Below are 17155 nucleotides of genomic sequence, written 5' to 3'. Positions count from 1 at the left end.
CATGAGAACCATTATTTATACACTCATTCTTTCTTGTATCTGTTGCCTGGCAACCGTGGCCCAGTGCGGGAATTTTGTTGGAGCAGACTATTCGCAAGGGATAGTGTTCATTATGGAAAACAACCGGATCGTCTGGCAGCATAAAGCTCCGGAATCGAATGACATCTGGGTATTACCCAACGGCAACCTGTTATTTTCAACCGGCAAAGGGGTACTGGAAATCACCCGTCAGAACGATACCATTTTTCATTATACTTCCGAAAGTCCGATCTTTGCCTGCCAGCGGTTGAAGAACGGAAATACGTTTATCGGAGAATGTAATGCCGGACGTCTGCTGGAAGTATCTCCCGATGGGAATATCGTCAGTGATATATGCATTTTACCGGAAGGCGTTTCAGACGGGACATTTGCTTTTATGCGCAATGCCCGGAAACTGGATAACGGACATTATCTGGTCGCTCATTACGGCGATGAATGTGTTAAAGAATATGACCAGGCAGGTAAAGTTGTCTGGCAGGTACAGATACCCGGTGGCCCTCATTCCGTAATCCGGCTGCCGGATGGACACACATTGGTCGCTGTTGCTGATAAGACACAAAACCCCCGCATCGTGGAGCTAGACAAACAAGGTAAAACCGTTTGGGAAATATCCAACAAGGATATTCCCGGTAAACCGTTGAAGTTTCTGGGAGGCATGCAATATTTCCTGGACGGGCGTCTGTTGTTTACCAACTGGGTAGGACATGTCAACCCAGAACAACGGAACCATCTGTTTCTGGTAGACAGGGAGAAAAATATTCTTTGTACAGTAGAGAACCGGGAAGGAATACAAACCATGTCATCTGTATTCAGCCTCGATGAGAACGGGAAATCGTACCATTAACACCAAAACAGGCGGTCATCAATCACTGATAACCGCCTGTTTTTATGTGATCGGGCTGGGATTCGAACCCAGGACCCACAGCTTAGAAGGCTGTTGCTCTATCCAGCTGAGCTACCTGACCATCCTTATTTGCGGTGCAAAGGTAGCATTAATATTTATATTTGCAAACAGGAAAGTCTTTTTTTTCATCAGAAGGGATATCCTACTGCAAAATGCCAGGCAAAATTATTCTTTAAATTGGGATTCAGAATAGCCCACCGATCTTTTCCACGTACCTGTGGATTATAGGCTTTCATACCTGTATCGAAACGAATCAGGAAGAAATCGAAATCCAGACGCAATCCCAAACCATAAGATACGGCTATTTCTTTATAGAAACGGGAGAAATCGAAGTTTCCATCTTTATGATCCTTATCCGGCTTCATCATCCAGACATTTCCTGCATCGACATAAGCCGCCAGTTCAAATTTCCAGAACATCTTGGTCCGGTATTCCAGATTCAAGTCCAAACGGATATCCCCGACCTGGTCGGCAAACGATGTAACAGAGTCTGCCAGCATTCCTCCCGGTCCCAATGACCGGACAGACCATCCGCGGACGCTGTTCGCCCCACCGGAAAAATAACGCCGCTCAAAAGGCAGCATCTTCGCATTTCCATAAGGATAACCGACACCTACTCCCACATGAAATGCGATCTTATTACGGCTATCCAATACATAACTTTTACTGAAATCAACATCCCCCTTTACAAACTGTGAGTAGTTAATTCCAAACAGATTATACAATCCGTCTTTATCTTTCTTTGCATTCGTTATCTTGGAAAACGCATACAACAGATTTCCGGCCATCTCAAAGGATACACGCAAAGAATGTGTATTCCTCAAACGGTTCTGAGGATTATAATTCGTAAATGAATAGGTATAACCGGAACCAACGACAAACTGGTCCGTAAAATTATATATCCGGGTAGAGTTTGGCAAACTCTCTTCAAAATCATGATCGATCTTCGGCAAATGCACATAATCGATATCCAGCAATTTAAATACATGCCGTGCTTGTGTATTCGAGCGTTCCTGCCAGATATAACTCCATCCGCCGGAAAGGATCGCACGTCTGTACTCCGGACGTGTCTGAATACCGTAACTGACCTTCAACTCCGTAGAAGCACGCACCCTTCGTTTGAAACTTTCATTGACAAAGGGAAACAGAAAACGGGGAAACAAAACAGACGCTTCCGCTCCAACTTCCCAATAACTGCCGCCCGCCGAACTCTTGGATAAAGCCTCATAGGCTCCACGCACTTTCGTTGATAAAATCTCCGAGCCTCTGAACAGATTCCTGTGTTGGTAACTCACACTGGAAGCAAAACCGAAATCACCAGCCGAGTTCGTTCCTTCCAGGTCAACACCAAAACCTTGTAGCTTTGCCGGAGAAGTCAGGATGGTACAATTCAACATCATCGTGTCGCGTTCTTCCACTTCCGTAAAACGTATATTTACATTCCTCAATGCGCGGAGAGCGGCAAACGAAGAGTAAGTTTGTTCAACAGCCCGTTCGTTAAATAACCTGCCGGGAGTTATATAAGTACTTCTACGTAAAACATTTGGGCGGATAGTTCTACCATTCTCTCCGTAGAGAATCTGTAAATCTCCTGCTTTCACCGTATCGGCAGAAGCAAACGACAAGTCACTCTGCGTCTGATTCAGCGGATCATAATCTGTCACAATCGTTACATCTTTGATGTAATATTGGCGATGCAGAGTATCGACAACAGAACCGTCCGGCTTTAATTTACGGTAAGGTTTAAGAACCATATCCAAATCCACAATATTCCTATTGTAGGAACTATCTGCCAGATAAGCCAGGTAATCACGGTTAAATGCATAATATCCTCTTCTACGGAGCAATGTCGTGATGCGTTGCCGCTCCTTATCCAGTATATCCCTGTCAAACAGGGAACTGTCTTTCACCAAAGAGGTATAGTCTTCCGGATATACCCGAAAAGCCGAAGAGGCAGCCGAACGCTTAGGAGCTTTCAAATGGGCAATACTGTCAATCTTCGAATCATCCAGTTCCATCGTATAATTATGTATCCGGTAAGGCTCATTCGAATTAATCTTATAAATGACAACCGCCTTCTTCTGCCGCGAAGTATCTATCTCGGCCGAGACCTCCGCATTCACGTATCCTTTATTGATAAAGAACCGCCTCAACTCATCCGTCGATTGCTCCACCAATGTAGTATCCAGAATGACAGGCGGCTCCCCGATCCGGCGAAGCTGCTTGCTGAGCCAACGTTTTTCATTCCGGCCCGACCAGTCATAAACAAAAAGCTGCCATTTCATCAACCCGAACACTTTAAAGTTCGGTTGCTGTCTGAGATATGGCTTCAGCTCATTTGTTTTATATGATTTATTATCGGAGACAATCTCTACTTTATCCAGCAGATATTCACCGTCACCGACATATTTCGTCGTACTACAGGCGGCCAGTATCCAAACAAGGCATATGAAATATAGTATATGGAGGATTCCCTTCATTATTCGAGCTTTTACGCACGCAAATGTAGCTGAAATTATTCAGAAAGCCAACTAGTCGATACAAGATACAATAAAGGGAATGCCTTTTTGAATAAAAAAATGGCGGCCATTAATAATATGACCGCCATTCAGTTACAAATATCTATGAAGATTTATATTGTATCCACAATTACTTAACCTCCATTTTTTCCGAACATACCTGTGTTACACTTTCGGCTTTGACGATATAAATTCCGGGAGCCAAGTCTTTGACATAGACCGTCTGCATATTCAGATTATCCAAATAGCGCAAACGTTGTCCGGAGACGCTATAGACGGAGATCCGGGTAAGCGGATCAACCGATGAGACCACAATCTGACCGTTTCCATTGGCATAACATACGATCTCGTTGCGAGCGATCACCTCGTTCGACGTAGCGATCGAGCCATTCAGGAAATAGCGTCCGGAAGTATTGCCGGAGACAGTCAGGGTCAAACCGTCAGTCACCGGATAGACCTTGCCACTCTGCTTGTCTACTAATGTGACATTCTGCATATCTCCCGACAACTTGAAACTCAGCTCTACCGGAGAAGCATCTTTACCATAGATACCGACCGGAATATCTTTCAGTTCCGGCGTCACGTTGATAGCCGTCATCTGATTACCGGCAAGCGTATACACTTGCGGAGCGGCGACTTCCTCATTGATCAGCAAGGCTGCATCTTCACCTTCTATATAGCTGTCTGATGCTGTAACAAGACCTGCCACAAGCGCTGTGTTATGTACACCACCACGGCTGGCAGTGATATGCAATTGAGGCAATGTCTTTTCTGATGCCGCAGCAGTAGCAGAACGCAAGCCGACTTTCTTTCCTGGTGTAGCAGGAGCTTTTGCTATCATAGCTGTAGTAAATACAGCATTTTTCAAATCATTTTTAATAAATGATTGAAGAGGAGCTACATAGTTTGGATCGTAATCGCTATCCGTAGATAAGTTATACTCGACACCTGCAATATTAGTTATCGTAGTATTGCCATTTAAAATATAATATGTACTACCCGATCCGTTCTCTGCTATGAATTTTGACATATCCAAATGTGACATAAATGGATTTCCGAACATACCTGTTGTTTGAACAGTCAAAGATTCTTTCTCATCCGGACTAAAATAGAAACGACCCTTCCCTGTCCGATTTTTAGAGATATCTATATAGTAGTCTTTAATATTACCATCATTACTATAATAATAATACTTTGAATCTTCTTTCGGCAAACGGAATAACACTTTTTCCTGTCTATTCAGGAAATCAGTCGAAACTTTTGTCCCAATAGAGAAACCGTGCCCTGGAGCAAACGAGACATTCACATCGTTATACAGATTCGACCAATTGCCCAAAACTGCATATTCAACCGGTTTATCTTTAGGATAAACAACTGTTACAGAAGAATTATTCCAACCGCGCATATAGACAGCAGGATTCCAACGAGTATAATCCGTATTGTTATAATAAATCTCTCCAAACGCCGGAGTTTCTTGCCGTGCATATTCACCGATATTGTTCTTTCCTGCCGGCAAATACATATCTCCCGAAACAACCCCTTTCAAAGGTGAAGCAAGCATATACCAACGGTTCGGATCCATTTCGTAGTCTACATGAGCTTTGTTGTAGGTCAGGTATTCCGTATGCAGGATTTCCGATTCGGGTTTAATATAGATTTCGTCGCAAGCGTTGCCGTAGAAGCGGACACAGGCGAAAGAATGTTCGGATAGGGTATTAACCGGTTTTCGGTTTAGTTCCACTTCAAAAGCCGGATCGGCCAACAAGTCATATTCGATGTTTTTAGTGGCGGCACCGATTTCATCCGATACATTTATACCAGGCTTCATATTCAACAAGACGTTTTCAGGATCTTTTTCCTGGTCACCGGTATTCTTCTCCAGCTTGTATAGATGAGGATAAGCGGCATAAGCAGCCCCCTTATCGCCATAAGAATAAGAACCATCTTTTTCTTCTACTGTAGCTTTGCCATGAATTGTCACTTTCGTGAAACGCATCGGAGTGTAAGCTTCGGGATGTGTGCCATTAGCCTCGGCTGCTACTTTATCACCTAATATATAAAGTTCTGCATTTGTAGAACGTCTCCAATGATTCTGGTCGTCATTATTCCAGTTGTGCTTTGTCTTTTCACTACCTACCCAAGTCACGTATTCCGGTACGATTTTGAGGGTAAGTTTAAAAGAATTTTCGTAAGCTATTTTGTCTACATTATCCTTATAAACTACAGCGTATGGTATATCAACCATATACCAGAAGCCTTCACGGAAATTACCGATAGCCTTGTCTGTAAATCTAATCTCGAAATAATTCTCCTTCCAATTAGCAGTAGTATTTTTATCTACAAGCTTATCCAATGTCGCAATTACAAGATCTTGATTGTTTACAAACTCCTTATCAGCAGTCAGGACTACTTTTATATCCGCATTATTTTTATTCTTAGAGAATATTCTATTTGCCTTTCCCGAATTCCGGAAATGAATAGGAATACGCAACGTTCCATTATTCTTCACCATCTCCTGAATCTGAACCAAGCCAACACGAACCGAACGAACATACGAACCGGTCTCCGGATCTTTATCCGGTTGAGGGTTATCGGGATCATCAGGATCTTCCGGATCGAGTTCTGGTACATCCGGATCACCCGGCGTAATTGTCGGAGGTGTTCCACCTAATTTGATCACTACAGGCTCCGTGCAATACAAATCACTTTCAATTTCCTCACCGGTTGTGGGATCTTTTTGTTTAGCTCGTGCCAGACCAACTACAGATTGGTATCCTCCAACCATCTCATAATCAAATGAAGGAACTTCTAAGACAAACAAACCGGTAGGATTACTTTTACTATAGAAACCATATTCTTTTTGTAAAGCATCTTTCAAAAGATCTCTATTATTGTTTGCATTAGTTGAAATCTCATTTAAGGCTCCCCATATCGAATAAGATTTTCCCTCTACCTCTACTGTTAATTTTTTAGCTTCTTCAAGAGTTCCAATAAACCAGTCGAAGTTGGCATTTTCCAATATATTCCATTTATCGTCTTTGAAATATTGAAAATTACCGACAATACGATACGTATTTTCTTGTTCTACATCTTCTTCCGATATTTCAGTTTGCGTATCATCCGAACCATATATTTTAAAGCGATCTTCCGCAACTGATATCTCAAACGGATCTCCAATCAAAGCACAAGCATCACATACAGGCGATATCTCCCCTGCTCCATTACCTATCGGTTGTGTTGAAATTCTAGCTATATACTTCTTACTCTTAAAATATTGACCGATTTCCAGAGACATAGAATAGATTTTATCCGTATTGTCTTTTTGTTCAGAACCAAAAGATGAATAATCAACCCATCCCATGTCTTCCTTACGTGTGGAAAGATAAGAGACACGACAATACTCAGGTTCTCCATCACCGTTATAATCTATTTTGAGAGGCTCATTCGTATTTTCAGAGTCATAAATAGAATAATAAATCTTTGTGAAGTAATTTTCTACAGCACCTTTCGGATCATCTTTGTAGTGTGCTTTTATATATTCAACTAACGCCTTCGGCAATGATTCTTCATTCCATACGACATCTTGATTCACACCCGATACCGGTTCACCTTTCGTCAGTCCCATTACATCTATTATATTGCTATAACTTGTCACAAACCGGACCTCTTTTAACTCCGCATCACACAAATCCCCAGCTTGAACAATTCCCACTTCCGGTTTTCTTTTGAAGATACGGATATCGTCGATAGCATAGTCGGCCCCATCAGTATGAGGCTCGTTGTTCTGAACTTCCAAACGAAAATCAGAGCATCCAGCGATCTTTTCTTCTGAAACAACGAACTTATAATGAAATTGCTGCCATTGCATCAGGTATTCATTAACCTCAGTTTCTTTGTTATTAGAACCTGTGCTTGAGACATAGTGATCTAATGCATCACCTGTTGTAAATCGATGAAGTACAACTTCTTCCCCATCTTTAGTTGCCTTAAAAAGCAAATTCAAATTAGGACGTAAAGGTCTATTCCCATCTGCATTACAAGGACGCGTCATATCCGCAAGCCACCCCGTCACTGTCAACTCCGTATTTCCACAAATAGTGCCATCTATCGGTACAGCCACCAATGTTCCCGGTTCATCCGTTGCATCAATATAATAAAAAAAGCCATATTTTTCATCATTTGTGCCTTTCGTTATTTCATATGTTCGATCATACAAAGGCTTTTCTTGATACATCTGAACAGTATGATTATGCGCTTTTTCGATATAAGGAGTTATCCACTTATAAACTCTATTCACACCGTTTTCTGTCGAACAGTTGTCTCCATTTTGGGAATGCCCAAAAGCATTTGCACTTCTGAACAAGCCATATATACCCGGAGCTGAAGTAAAACACTTCCCGTCTTTATCCAATAAAGACTTACCATTTTTTGCTAAAAATCCGTAAGTCGTATAAGAGTCACCAAATGAACCTAATGGTTCATTTGACATATTATCTCCCTTTTGAATCCCTTTTGTTGTATTGTTTTGGTCAAAATCAACCAATCCAATCAGTTCATATTTTTTTGTATTACCTCTAGGCCACCTTACACTTTGTTCTGTTTTATCTATATCTTTTTCTAGCAAAAAATTTGCATTTTCAATCGGACGAAAAGTAAATCGGGCGATAATAGGACTTTCACCCGTATGCCCCGGCGTTTCACATACAGCCCGAACCTCCACTGTGAAATCTTCAGTTACATTTTTCACATCTAGTTTCTGATTTTGCTGCAAAGTAAGAGAAGCTGTTTTCGTTATCAGTTTAAAATCTTCAAACACATCACTTTCTCCTACTATCCTGTACTGAAATTTCGCACCTTGATGTACGAGGTTTCCCTCTTTCCAAAAATAATTATCCGGAGCATAAGGCATCGAGAAATTTATATACTCAGAACCTTTTGGAAAATATATTGAATCTGGATCCGGATTACCATTAATTTGAGAAATACATTCTTCTGCCGTTTTGATTTTATAAATATATCGCTTCAACAATGTAGGTTCCTGATAATTATTATTTGATATTTTTTTTCCATCTTTATAAATACTCACATCACAATAGACTATATCATTCCCAGTATAAACACTGGGTAATTCATAAGTTATAGTAGAAGCATCAATACCCAATCCGCCAGTCACTACATTATCTTCTTTTAATCTATTTGACCAAATCAAACCATCTGTTTCTTTTACTTTTGCAAAGAAATCCTTTGTAACATATGAGTTATTACCATCAGTTTTTATACCCAGATATCCTCCACGTGCTTGAGCCTGATCACTGGTAACAGTTATTACCTCATGTCGAATAGTTCCTTTGCCTTTTACATACCAATGAACAAACCAGTTATAAGAGACATCACTACCAGATCTGGTGTTGATATTCAATTCAGGAAGAGATAACTTACGAGGTTTTAGAGGATCGACATAAATTGTCTTTACTTCATAATGAACATTGTCATGATTTTCTGAAGGAAGCAAACTAATTTCAGGTCGCTGCTGCCCCCATGCAGTCATTCCCCCCGCCATCAGCAAGGTGAATGACAAAGCCAGCGTTCGCAGCCACCTGTCATATTTTATTTTATTTCGTTTCATCGTATTCTAATTTTGTTATTACATCTGTTGTTTTTTATATTTTAATCTACTTATCAAGTAAACCTTTGCTTACTCGGTAAGCAAGCGAACGATTACTCGATAAGCAGACGGACAGCTACTCGATAAGCAGACGTCCGCCTGTTCGATAACCAGCAAATTACCGGTTTTATAACTACAACTATTGCTTGTTGAATATTTCCTCAAATTTCAGCGTAACAGGAAAAACGGATATCGTCTGACCGTTGCTTGTTGCTTTCAACTTAAATCCAAGGCTCTTTCCATTATCAGCATATCCAACCATACAACCCTTTATCGTCTTACCTGTTAATTCTAACTGTTCTATTAACAAATCAGAATTTTCAACATCTATGATTGACCATTGGATATCATTCGGTACAGTCAATTGATTTTCCGGCGATTTCAACATTCCGATTTCAAGAGTAAACGGACCACCACCATACAGCGTACCGTTCAAACCTTCCATCACCTCCGACGTCATCACAGGATAACCACCGATCGGCGGATTTTCTCCTTTCAACTTCAAAGTCAACGTGTAACCACAAACCCACAAGTTCAGACTCCAAATATGATTGCGTTCGACTTCCGTGTTTTTAGTATATCTTATTCCACTATGCATCTTGGCATCATGAAATATCTCCCCCTCACTTGTCGTATTAAAATCAAGCCGAAAACCTTTTGCCTGAGCTGTCTCAAAAACATACATCCACTCGGAGGTATATTCTTCCGGCTTATTCCCCATCGGTTGCAGCGTTGTCTTCGCAGGTAAAAAACTCACATCACCTTTTTCATACCAATCCTTAATAGCCCCACCAAACAAAAGCGTTCTATTATTAAAAGAACCAAATGTAAGGTCATCCAACTGCAACTTATGACTTGTGGCATTAGCCACCTTCACCTGCAAACGACTCACTAAACGGGTAAGTTCGATTCTTTTCTTTACCGAAAAGGCCTCCCACGTCTCAACGTAACTCATCGGAAGATAAACTCCATTCTTTGGGTCAAAACCACCTTCAGGCCAGGAGACCTCTTCCGGTAGCATCGGCATCTCATCACCTTCTTCTGCCTCGATAGCAGCTTTCAGCGTCTCATTCTTCAGCGACTCCCAATTGGCAAAGGCATAAATTCGTTTCGTTCCTTTGGGCAACCGGAACTCTTCGGAACTCCAACTTGTCAGTTCACCCTTCAAAGCCTTCTCATCATTCGTTAAATCGGGCAAAAACTTCTTCTCAATCTTTTGGGTAGAATTATTGACAATCAGCACGGCCAGTGAATGAATCTGTTCACCCGGCAAAGCATTCTCGTCTTTCTTTTCCACCTCCTCACCTTCGTCAGCTTTCGTTTGCAACGAGGGCGCAACATCCGCTATGCCCACTTGCAAATCCACCTCCACTATTTCGGGAAGGTCCAGGTCGCCGGAGCCACCCTTCTCGCCACTCACACAACCGAAGGCGAGAAAAGCAAGCAGGCAGACAACCGCTGACAGGTTCCTATATGGATTCAATCGACCTTTCATAATGTCATCTCCTCATTTCCAAGTGTCAAGTCTTCCAAACGAACAATCCAGTCATCAACGATCACTTCAAGACAGTGTGCCCGTCCGCCGACAATGTCGACGTATGCGGTGATCACATATTCGTCTTGCCGATCCAAATACTCCTGTCCCGGTAGTTTATGAGATGCTATCTGTGTCAATTTCAGGAGCTCCGTGAGACTGACGTTGATAAACGGCGTCTTCTCACTCGCATAACGGATACGAAGCGTACCGGTAGTGTTGTCGATCAGACGAAGTGTATTCAATTCCGTACAAACAGCTTCATACTTAATCGTTTCGTTACCGGAGGCTTTCACTTCCTCTACTTGTTGCAAATAAGGCAACCAGGTGATTCGTGTAGGAGAAACCGGTTCATTGTGTGCATCAAGATCGCCGTTTGTGGTAGTAACAGCAAAGTCGAATGCATCCGACGTCAGTTTCGTTCCCCGGTTGGCATCGATCAATATGAAACGTATCTTATTGGTATTCTTTACCAATGGGAACTCGGTATCGGTAGTACCTCCGACAGGTATCGTATATTCCAGTTCTCCTTGAAAAAGACCGGACAATTCGCGGTCGACACGATTTTCCACCATTTGTACCGACATACGGAAGTCATCGATAGAAGAACCGGGGGCCGGTTCCGTCCACGTATAATCCTGAGCGTTCAAACCGGCCCAAGCCAACAGGCGGTAATCGCCCGGGGCAAGTTCGCTCAGATCCACTTCGTTCTTTTTTAACTCTTCCCCCTCGATCAGGCGAGATGAAAGAAACTTGCCATCAGCACTATAAATATACAAACAAACATTTTTTGCTGCCTCCTGATTCTCCATTTCATAGGCAAATGCATCGGCATGTTTGATATTATGCCGGTAAACAAAACGGAGTGTATGCCGACAAAGAGGTAGTTCGTCATGGATATAATCGCATGAAGCCAACCCGGCCAGGCACAACAGTACCAGTACCGGGAAAAAGATATATTTTGTTGTTATTGATTTCATCGTTTTCTTATTTTAACGGTTAGAAATAAAACGTTTCAGGGTCGATTATCAACCAAGGTTTCACAACCACCTCGATCTGGATAAGCGGATCGGTATCCGGGTCATCAGGATCATCCGGTCCGGGTGGCGTTGGTGGATTATCCGGATCATCAGGCCCTGGTGGCGTCGGTGGGTTATCCGGATCGTCCGGGCCGGGAGGTGTAGGAGGATTGTCCGGGTCATCCGGACCGGGAGGTGTCGGATCGACAGGTTCCGGATCGAACGGCGGTTCGTATGGGATATCATGTCCCAGGCCATAAATGTCACTAAGACGCAATTTGTAAACATTATTACGCACAATCGCATATTCCATAATCCCTTTTGATGGATCATTGTTGTTAGAATGACGAATCCAGTGAGTATAATAGCAAACTCCATCAGCATACGTATGTAGTCTGTAACGCGCCAACAATCGGCGAGTGTCCTTGCCATTCAGATTAATAATGGATGTACCGTTCGTACCCAACGAGTACCCAAAGGTGACATACATATAATTATTCCAGGACAACTGGTAGGCTTCTGCTTCGGTCAAACGGTCGGTTGCCGTCTTGCCTTTTGCCTTCTGAGTAAGAAAACGACGGTAACCCACCGGATCGTTTTCCTTTAACTCCTTCGTCAACTTCTCGACATCGCCCCAAGTCTTACCGGCAAAATCATAGCCGACCACATTCGTGCCGTTACCTGTAAATGCGGCCATAACAGCTTCCGCCGAGTTGTATATAACGCCTTTGTATGCAAAGAACGTGAACGGTGTTCCATCCAAGCCCGTCCGTTCGATCGCTTTACCGGAAACCGGATCATAAACAATGCATTTCTTAGGTCCATAAGAAGCTTTAAATACGACTCCCGTATTGATGTAAGGCGATTGTTCCGCCTTTGCCACCGTATTTTCTTTCGTGTAACCCACACGGTACCAGTCACCCACACGTTCACCCAAACCGGGAGCAAACTTCCAGTTGGATACCGATGTACCGTAGCTCGTAAAATAGTTTTCATAAAGTGAAGCAAGCGGTTGTCCGGAACCGGAAGGCTGTTCCGGATTAAAAACGCGACGATCCACATTGGCCAGCGTCTTCTTGCGACTCCACGGATCCAGCACGTAGTTGGTCTGGTGATCGCCCCATTCAGGTAATTCCAAGCCGAGGTATTTAAGCGTACTTTCCGCACCGTACGAACCGTCCGATGCTGCACCTATCACTCGTTTGAGCATATAGGAACCGGCATCCAGTTTGTTCACGATCAAAGCCCCGGTAATGGAAACCTGGGCCTCGCCGGCTGTCTTGTCCGTCACATCATAATATTTGTGTACCAATTGATAATCGATGCGTGCCGCATGACGTTCCACCTCAACTGTGGCAGAAGCCGGATTATCGATCGTATTCTCACCACAGATATACACTTGTGTGTCCAAATGACCATCCGAAGCCATCACAAAACGAGAATATTTTCCTCCATTCTCCGTCCAGGCGCGCTTTTGCAAATAGTCACGCACACCGCCGAGCGTCATTCCCTGAAGCTGCGAACGTATGTTGCCGGTGTTGGTAATGACCAACAAGTCATACCAACCACCCGGAAGCCCCACTAATACTGGTTCGGTGCGATTATCACCCTCCATGGCGTCACGATCCAGATACATAATTTTATCTATCGGGGTCGAGGCAGGAGAATTCACACCGTCTGTCCCTTGATAAAAGAGTAGCATCAGATCGTCGATGCGCGTCTCGTAGTCCTGTCCCGGCTCATAGCCGTCACCATTCTCGCCACCGGTGGGGTTTGAACGGGTTAAGTGTTTGGCTTCCGGACTACTGATAGTCAGACGAAGGTAGTTTTCCACCACCACATCCTCCTCTCCGTCATCACGGTTCAAATGAACTTCGTCAGTACAGCCAACCTGCATAAAACAGGTTGCCATACAGACGTATAAAAGATATTTATAGGCTATGTTCATAATCAATCATTTTTTGACGTTTTTCATTCTTCACGTTTTGCTTTGATCTGTTCGAGGTTTGCCTGGGCTGCTTTTCCTGTCACCGGACTATTCTGCAACGTATTCAAGATCTTTTCCGCACCGTCCAGATCGCCGCGAAGCATCAGAATAGATGCACGTGCCAACTGTTTCTCATCTCCTTCGGCTGCTTTCTGAAGGTAACGTTCGGCTTGATCCAACTGGCCTCTTTGAATAGCAGTGTTGGCAGCATTCAGGTTCGATACCGGATCTTCCGGGAACATGCGGACAGCAATTTCGAACACTTCGTTATATTTCTCACTTCCAGCCTCATAACTTTGAGCCACCATAAACATTTCATTCAGACTCAACTGCTTCGGATCAGTATAGATAAGCGACCGGGCTTCTTCGGCTGTGAAATTGCGGATGTTATACTTCACCACATAGTCCGAATGGCGTAACGCCGGATAAACATCCCTGAGCAAAATTTTATAAGAGTTACCACCATTCAAGACTTTCAACTTCTGTTCCTTCTTATCGAGGTCGCGTGGTTCCTGATCACGAATAATAGCCAGCAACTCAGCTTTGTCCGGTAAATTCATTTCTTCCAGACGCTTTTCCAATCCTTCCCAGTCTTCCGGTTCGAAATCTACGCTGAATGTAGCATGTTCGAAACGATAAAGACTTTTCACGTAGTCGCGCAAGGCCTTGGCACGGTTTTCCGCTAAATATGTGTTATTGGCGTATGAGCCTTCGGGAGAAGCAAAACCTTTGATCCACACCTCCGTGATGGTAGCATACGGATCGTCTTTCACGGACTCGACCGTCGCACGGATAGCTGCCAGCTCACGCGGATTGTTTCGGTAGTCGGGATAAATCGTTATTTTGTTAACCGGGAAATCCAGAAACGCTTTTCCTTCGATCGAACGCGCCTTGACCGCCTCGGCTTCAGGCGTACGATAGGCAAGCAACGGTCTCAAAACAACCGGCTCTGACAAATTGATCGGAAAGAGTGGAGAACGGTCGTTCTGCAACGCTTCCCAACCACAACCGCAGAGGTCGGTTACGAGAGCCACTTCCGACTTCTTCATCCAAGGCGCCATTGGTGTGCGAGTGGTGTATTCAAAGAATTGTTCCTCACCATTATTACGACGCAGTTCATATTCCCCGTGTGTCGAATAAGTACGCCCTGTGCGGTCGTACAAAATATGACGATCGCGACCATTGAGAATAACCGGTGTCAAAGGGCGGATACTATCCCCCGAAACAACCACCGGTGTGCATACCAGACTACGGTCAGCAGGAACCTTCACTTTACCAAAATCGAACGTCATACCAATAATCAACGCATTGTCCGATTTCTCTACAATCTTATCCTTTACTTTAATCTCCTGTGCCTGCAAAGCAGTTGCCGCCAGCAGACTCGTTACTATAAGTATATGTTTGTTCATTTTCATAAGGCGGCGAAAATTAAAATTGATAAATCAGGTTAATTGCAGCCTGTGTTGGACCGAAATAATGTTTCTTGACGTATTCCTGACGACGACCGCAGTTTGTACAGGGGTATTTCTCCGATTCGAGATAGAGATATCCCACACCGACCGTCGCTTCCAGATTCCAATGCTTGGAAAGCAACCATGAATAACCGTAGCTAACTCCTACTCCTGCCCCCCAACCTTGATGGCGTTCATTCTCGGTACCCAGTATTTTGATGTCCGATATATTATATAATATGTAAGGGACATGCAGACCGATAAAATGTTTGTAGGAAGTTTCACAAAACCAATAACGCAACTCCGGATGAAGTCGCCAATGCTTAAGAGATTTACCATAGCTACCATCCTCTTTCTTTCCGTCGAACGGGTTCAGACCGGTCTCTATATCTAATGACCAATGACGTGCCAGACGGAATTCAACTCCGGCATTGAAAGTCGCCATCGCTCCCCAATACGGAATATTCGTTTTCAGACCGACGACTGATCCTTTCTGGCCACTCAATCTATCCTGTGCATAAAACGACAATGGAATCACAAACAGGAAGATCATGATAACAAGTTTTCTCATCATACTTTTTGTTTTTAGTTATTTTGTTTTATTCGTTTATTATCTTCTTCACATCGCTATCAATCTATTCATTTCATTCATATCCAAACTACATGCATTAGGGTTACATGTAAATTAAGTAAATAAAATATATATAATTTTTTGCTGTGCATACAGCAAAAAACCCTCATGAGGGTTACTGGATTTATCCATCAATACTAATTTTTCGAAAACTTCGCCTTAAAATTATAAATTATAAAAAGAGATTATTCCAAATACCATCAATTTCAAGACATATGGTATCATAATAGAGAAATTTGTTCCTTCATTAGTTCACAAAGACAATAGGCACAATCCTCCTAAAAGAAGAACTGTAATGTATTTACCTTATATCCACTTTTCAATGAAATGTAACTGAAATTAAATAAATTCCTGTACTTTTGCTTTGTAAAAAGAGTAAAGATGCTGAGTAAGTCTAAAGTAAAACAGATCCGTTCACTGGAATTAAAGAAGTTTCGTAACGAGTTAAATGCATTTGTTGCCGAAGGAAATAAGTTGGTGGCAGACATGTTACATGCATTCGAATGCGACCTGCTGATAGCCAAACCGTCATGGATGGCAACACAAGGCGACATTCCCGCTAAGGAATTATTGGAAGCTGACGACGATGATATACGGAAAGCCAGTTTCCTGAAAAACCCGCAGGACGTACTGGCCGTCTTCAAACGTCCGGCTTGGTCATTGGAAGATGCCGACCCGAAAACCCAGTTAATCCTTGCCCTCGACGGGATACAAGATCCCGGTAATCTCGGTACGATCATACGGCTGGCAGACTGGTTCGGCATCGAACATATTGTTTGTAGCCAGGACACCGCTGACGTATTCAGTCCCAAAACAGTACAAGCCACTATGGGAGCTCTCGTCCATGTAAAAGTACATTATACGGATTTGCATGGCTACCTGAAAAAACAGGCAGAACAACAAATCCCGTTATACGGAACGTTTCTTGACGGAGAGAACATGTACACGAAAGAATTATCGGAAACAGGTATCATCATCATGGGAAATGAAGGAAACGGTATCCGTCCCGAAATAGAAACACTTGTCAATGAAAAGTTGTATATACCTAATTACCCTCAGGACAGGGAAACATCAGAGTCGCTGAACGTAGCAATCGCCACTGCTGTAGTCTGCGCCGAGTTCAGGCGTCGCCGGGGAAATGCGGGGTAAATGGCAGACTTGTACCAGAGAGTCTACGGTTACTGAATCCGTAACAGCCAGCCATTCCGCTAAAGAAGAAACTCCAACCGGAGGAAAAGTAATGTCTGACGGTACCGGCAATAAAGTACCGTCATAAAATTCTGTATTCGCAATCTCCTGTTCCAAAGGATACACACCGGTCAAACGTCCCTCCGCATCCAATTCGAGATAATGCATACGGTACCATTTACGCCAGTATATATAATGCGAAGCAATCCTGCGCATAT

The 17155-nt window shown here is 43.2% G+C and carries 10 protein-coding genes and 1 tRNA gene; 2 read left to right on the top strand and 9 right to left on the bottom strand.

The window, feature by feature from the left end:
- The first annotated feature begins 1 nt into the window (after position 1).
- A complete protein-coding gene (locus tag DWW91_RS05760) occupies positions 2-883 on the top strand; it encodes an aryl-sulfate sulfotransferase (RefSeq protein WP_007657533.1) in 882 nt (293 codons plus the stop codon).
- A gap of 47 nt (positions 884-930) precedes the next feature.
- On the opposite strand, the gene DWW91_RS05755 is transcribed toward DWW91_RS05760, so the two are convergent.
- The 8 genes from DWW91_RS05755 to DWW91_RS05720 all read right to left on the bottom strand — a co-directional run bounded on the left by DWW91_RS05755 (position 931) and on the right by DWW91_RS05720 (position 15689).
- Positions 931-1004 (bottom strand) — tRNA-Arg (locus tag DWW91_RS05755).
- 67 nt (positions 1005-1071) lie between these two features.
- Positions 1072-3426, bottom strand: a complete 2355-nt coding sequence (locus DWW91_RS05750; protein ID WP_199722557.1) for a BamA/TamA family outer membrane protein — start codon at positions 3424-3426, stop codon at positions 1072-1074.
- Between the two features lie 166 nt (positions 3427-3592).
- Complete coding sequence (locus DWW91_RS05745; RefSeq protein WP_122327212.1) at positions 3593-9088, bottom strand: T9SS type A sorting domain-containing protein; 5496 nt, start codon at positions 9086-9088, stop codon at positions 3593-3595.
- A gap of 178 nt (positions 9089-9266) precedes the next feature.
- Positions 9267-10622: a hypothetical protein gene (locus DWW91_RS05740; protein WP_122327211.1), complete on the bottom strand. Its 1356-nt coding sequence runs from the start codon at positions 10620-10622 to the stop codon at positions 9267-9269.
- A complete protein-coding gene (locus DWW91_RS05735; RefSeq protein WP_122327210.1) occupies positions 10619-11641 on the bottom strand; it encodes a FimB/Mfa2 family fimbrial subunit in 1023 nt (340 codons plus the stop codon). Before DWW91_RS05735 ends, DWW91_RS05740 begins: the two co-directional genes overlap by 4 nt.
- A gap of 19 nt (positions 11642-11660) precedes the next feature.
- Complete coding sequence (locus DWW91_RS05730; RefSeq protein ID WP_046145129.1) at positions 11661-13628, bottom strand: Mfa1 family fimbria major subunit; 1968 nt, start codon at positions 13626-13628, stop codon at positions 11661-11663.
- Between the two features lie 23 nt (positions 13629-13651).
- Positions 13652-15082 (bottom strand): DUF3868 domain-containing protein, encoded by a 1431-nt coding sequence (locus tag DWW91_RS05725; protein ID WP_046145130.1) that lies wholly within the window; start codon positions 15080-15082, stop codon positions 13652-13654.
- Positions 15083-15095: 13 nt separating this feature from the next.
- The gene (locus DWW91_RS05720; RefSeq protein ID WP_199722556.1) at positions 15096-15689 is read right to left on the bottom strand and encodes a DUF3575 domain-containing protein; all 594 of its coding nucleotides are present in this window, start codon (positions 15687-15689) and stop codon (positions 15096-15098) included.
- A 441-nt stretch (positions 15690-16130) separates the two neighbouring features.
- On the opposite strand from DWW91_RS05720, the gene DWW91_RS05715 reads away from it, so the two are divergent.
- A complete protein-coding gene (locus DWW91_RS05715; protein ID WP_122327208.1) occupies positions 16131-16898 on the top strand; it encodes an RNA methyltransferase in 768 nt (255 codons plus the stop codon).
- On the opposite strand, the gene DWW91_RS05710 is transcribed toward DWW91_RS05715, so the two are convergent.
- Complete coding sequence (locus DWW91_RS05710; protein WP_122327207.1) at positions 16821-17153, bottom strand: hypothetical protein; 333 nt, start codon at positions 17151-17153, stop codon at positions 16821-16823. The genes DWW91_RS05715 and DWW91_RS05710 overlap by 78 nt on opposite strands.
- Positions 17154-17155 lie beyond the last annotated feature (2 nt).

Source organism: Parabacteroides sp. AF17-3 (genome assembly GCF_003635445.1).
GTDB classification, from domain to species: Bacteria; Bacteroidota; Bacteroidia; order Bacteroidales; family Tannerellaceae; genus Parabacteroides; species Parabacteroides goldsteinii.
This window is presented reverse-complemented; position numbering and strand designations above follow the sequence as displayed.

Excerpts from the sequence above, each read along its gene's own strand:
- DWW91_RS05760 (WP_007657533.1), top strand. The coding sequence starts at position 2 with ATGAGAACCATTATTTATACACTCATTCTTTCTTGTATCTGTTGCCTG.
- DWW91_RS05745 (WP_122327212.1), bottom strand. The coding sequence starts at position 9,088 with ATGAAACGAAATAAAATAAAATATGACAGGTGGCTGCGAACGCTGGCT.
- DWW91_RS05740 (WP_122327211.1), bottom strand. The coding sequence starts at position 10,622 with ATGAAAGGTCGATTGAATCCATATAGGAACCTGTCAGCGGTTGTCTGC.
- DWW91_RS05735 (WP_122327210.1), bottom strand. The coding sequence starts at position 11,641 with ATGAAATCAATAACAACAAAATATATCTTTTTCCCGGTACTGGTACTG.
- DWW91_RS05730 (WP_046145129.1), bottom strand. The coding sequence starts at position 13,628 with ATGAACATAGCCTATAAATATCTTTTATACGTCTGTATGGCAACCTGT.
- DWW91_RS05725 (WP_046145130.1), bottom strand. The coding sequence starts at position 15,082 with ATGAAAATGAACAAACATATACTTATAGTAACGAGTCTGCTGGCGGCA.
- DWW91_RS05720 (WP_199722556.1), bottom strand. The coding sequence starts at position 15,689 with ATGAGAAAACTTGTTATCATGATCTTCCTGTTTGTGATTCCATTGTCG.
- DWW91_RS05715 (WP_122327208.1), top strand. The coding sequence starts at position 16,131 with ATGCTGAGTAAGTCTAAAGTAAAACAGATCCGTTCACTGGAATTAAAG.
- DWW91_RS05710 (WP_122327207.1), bottom strand. The coding sequence starts at position 17,153 with ATGCGCAGGATTGCTTCGCATTATATATACTGGCGTAAATGGTACCGT.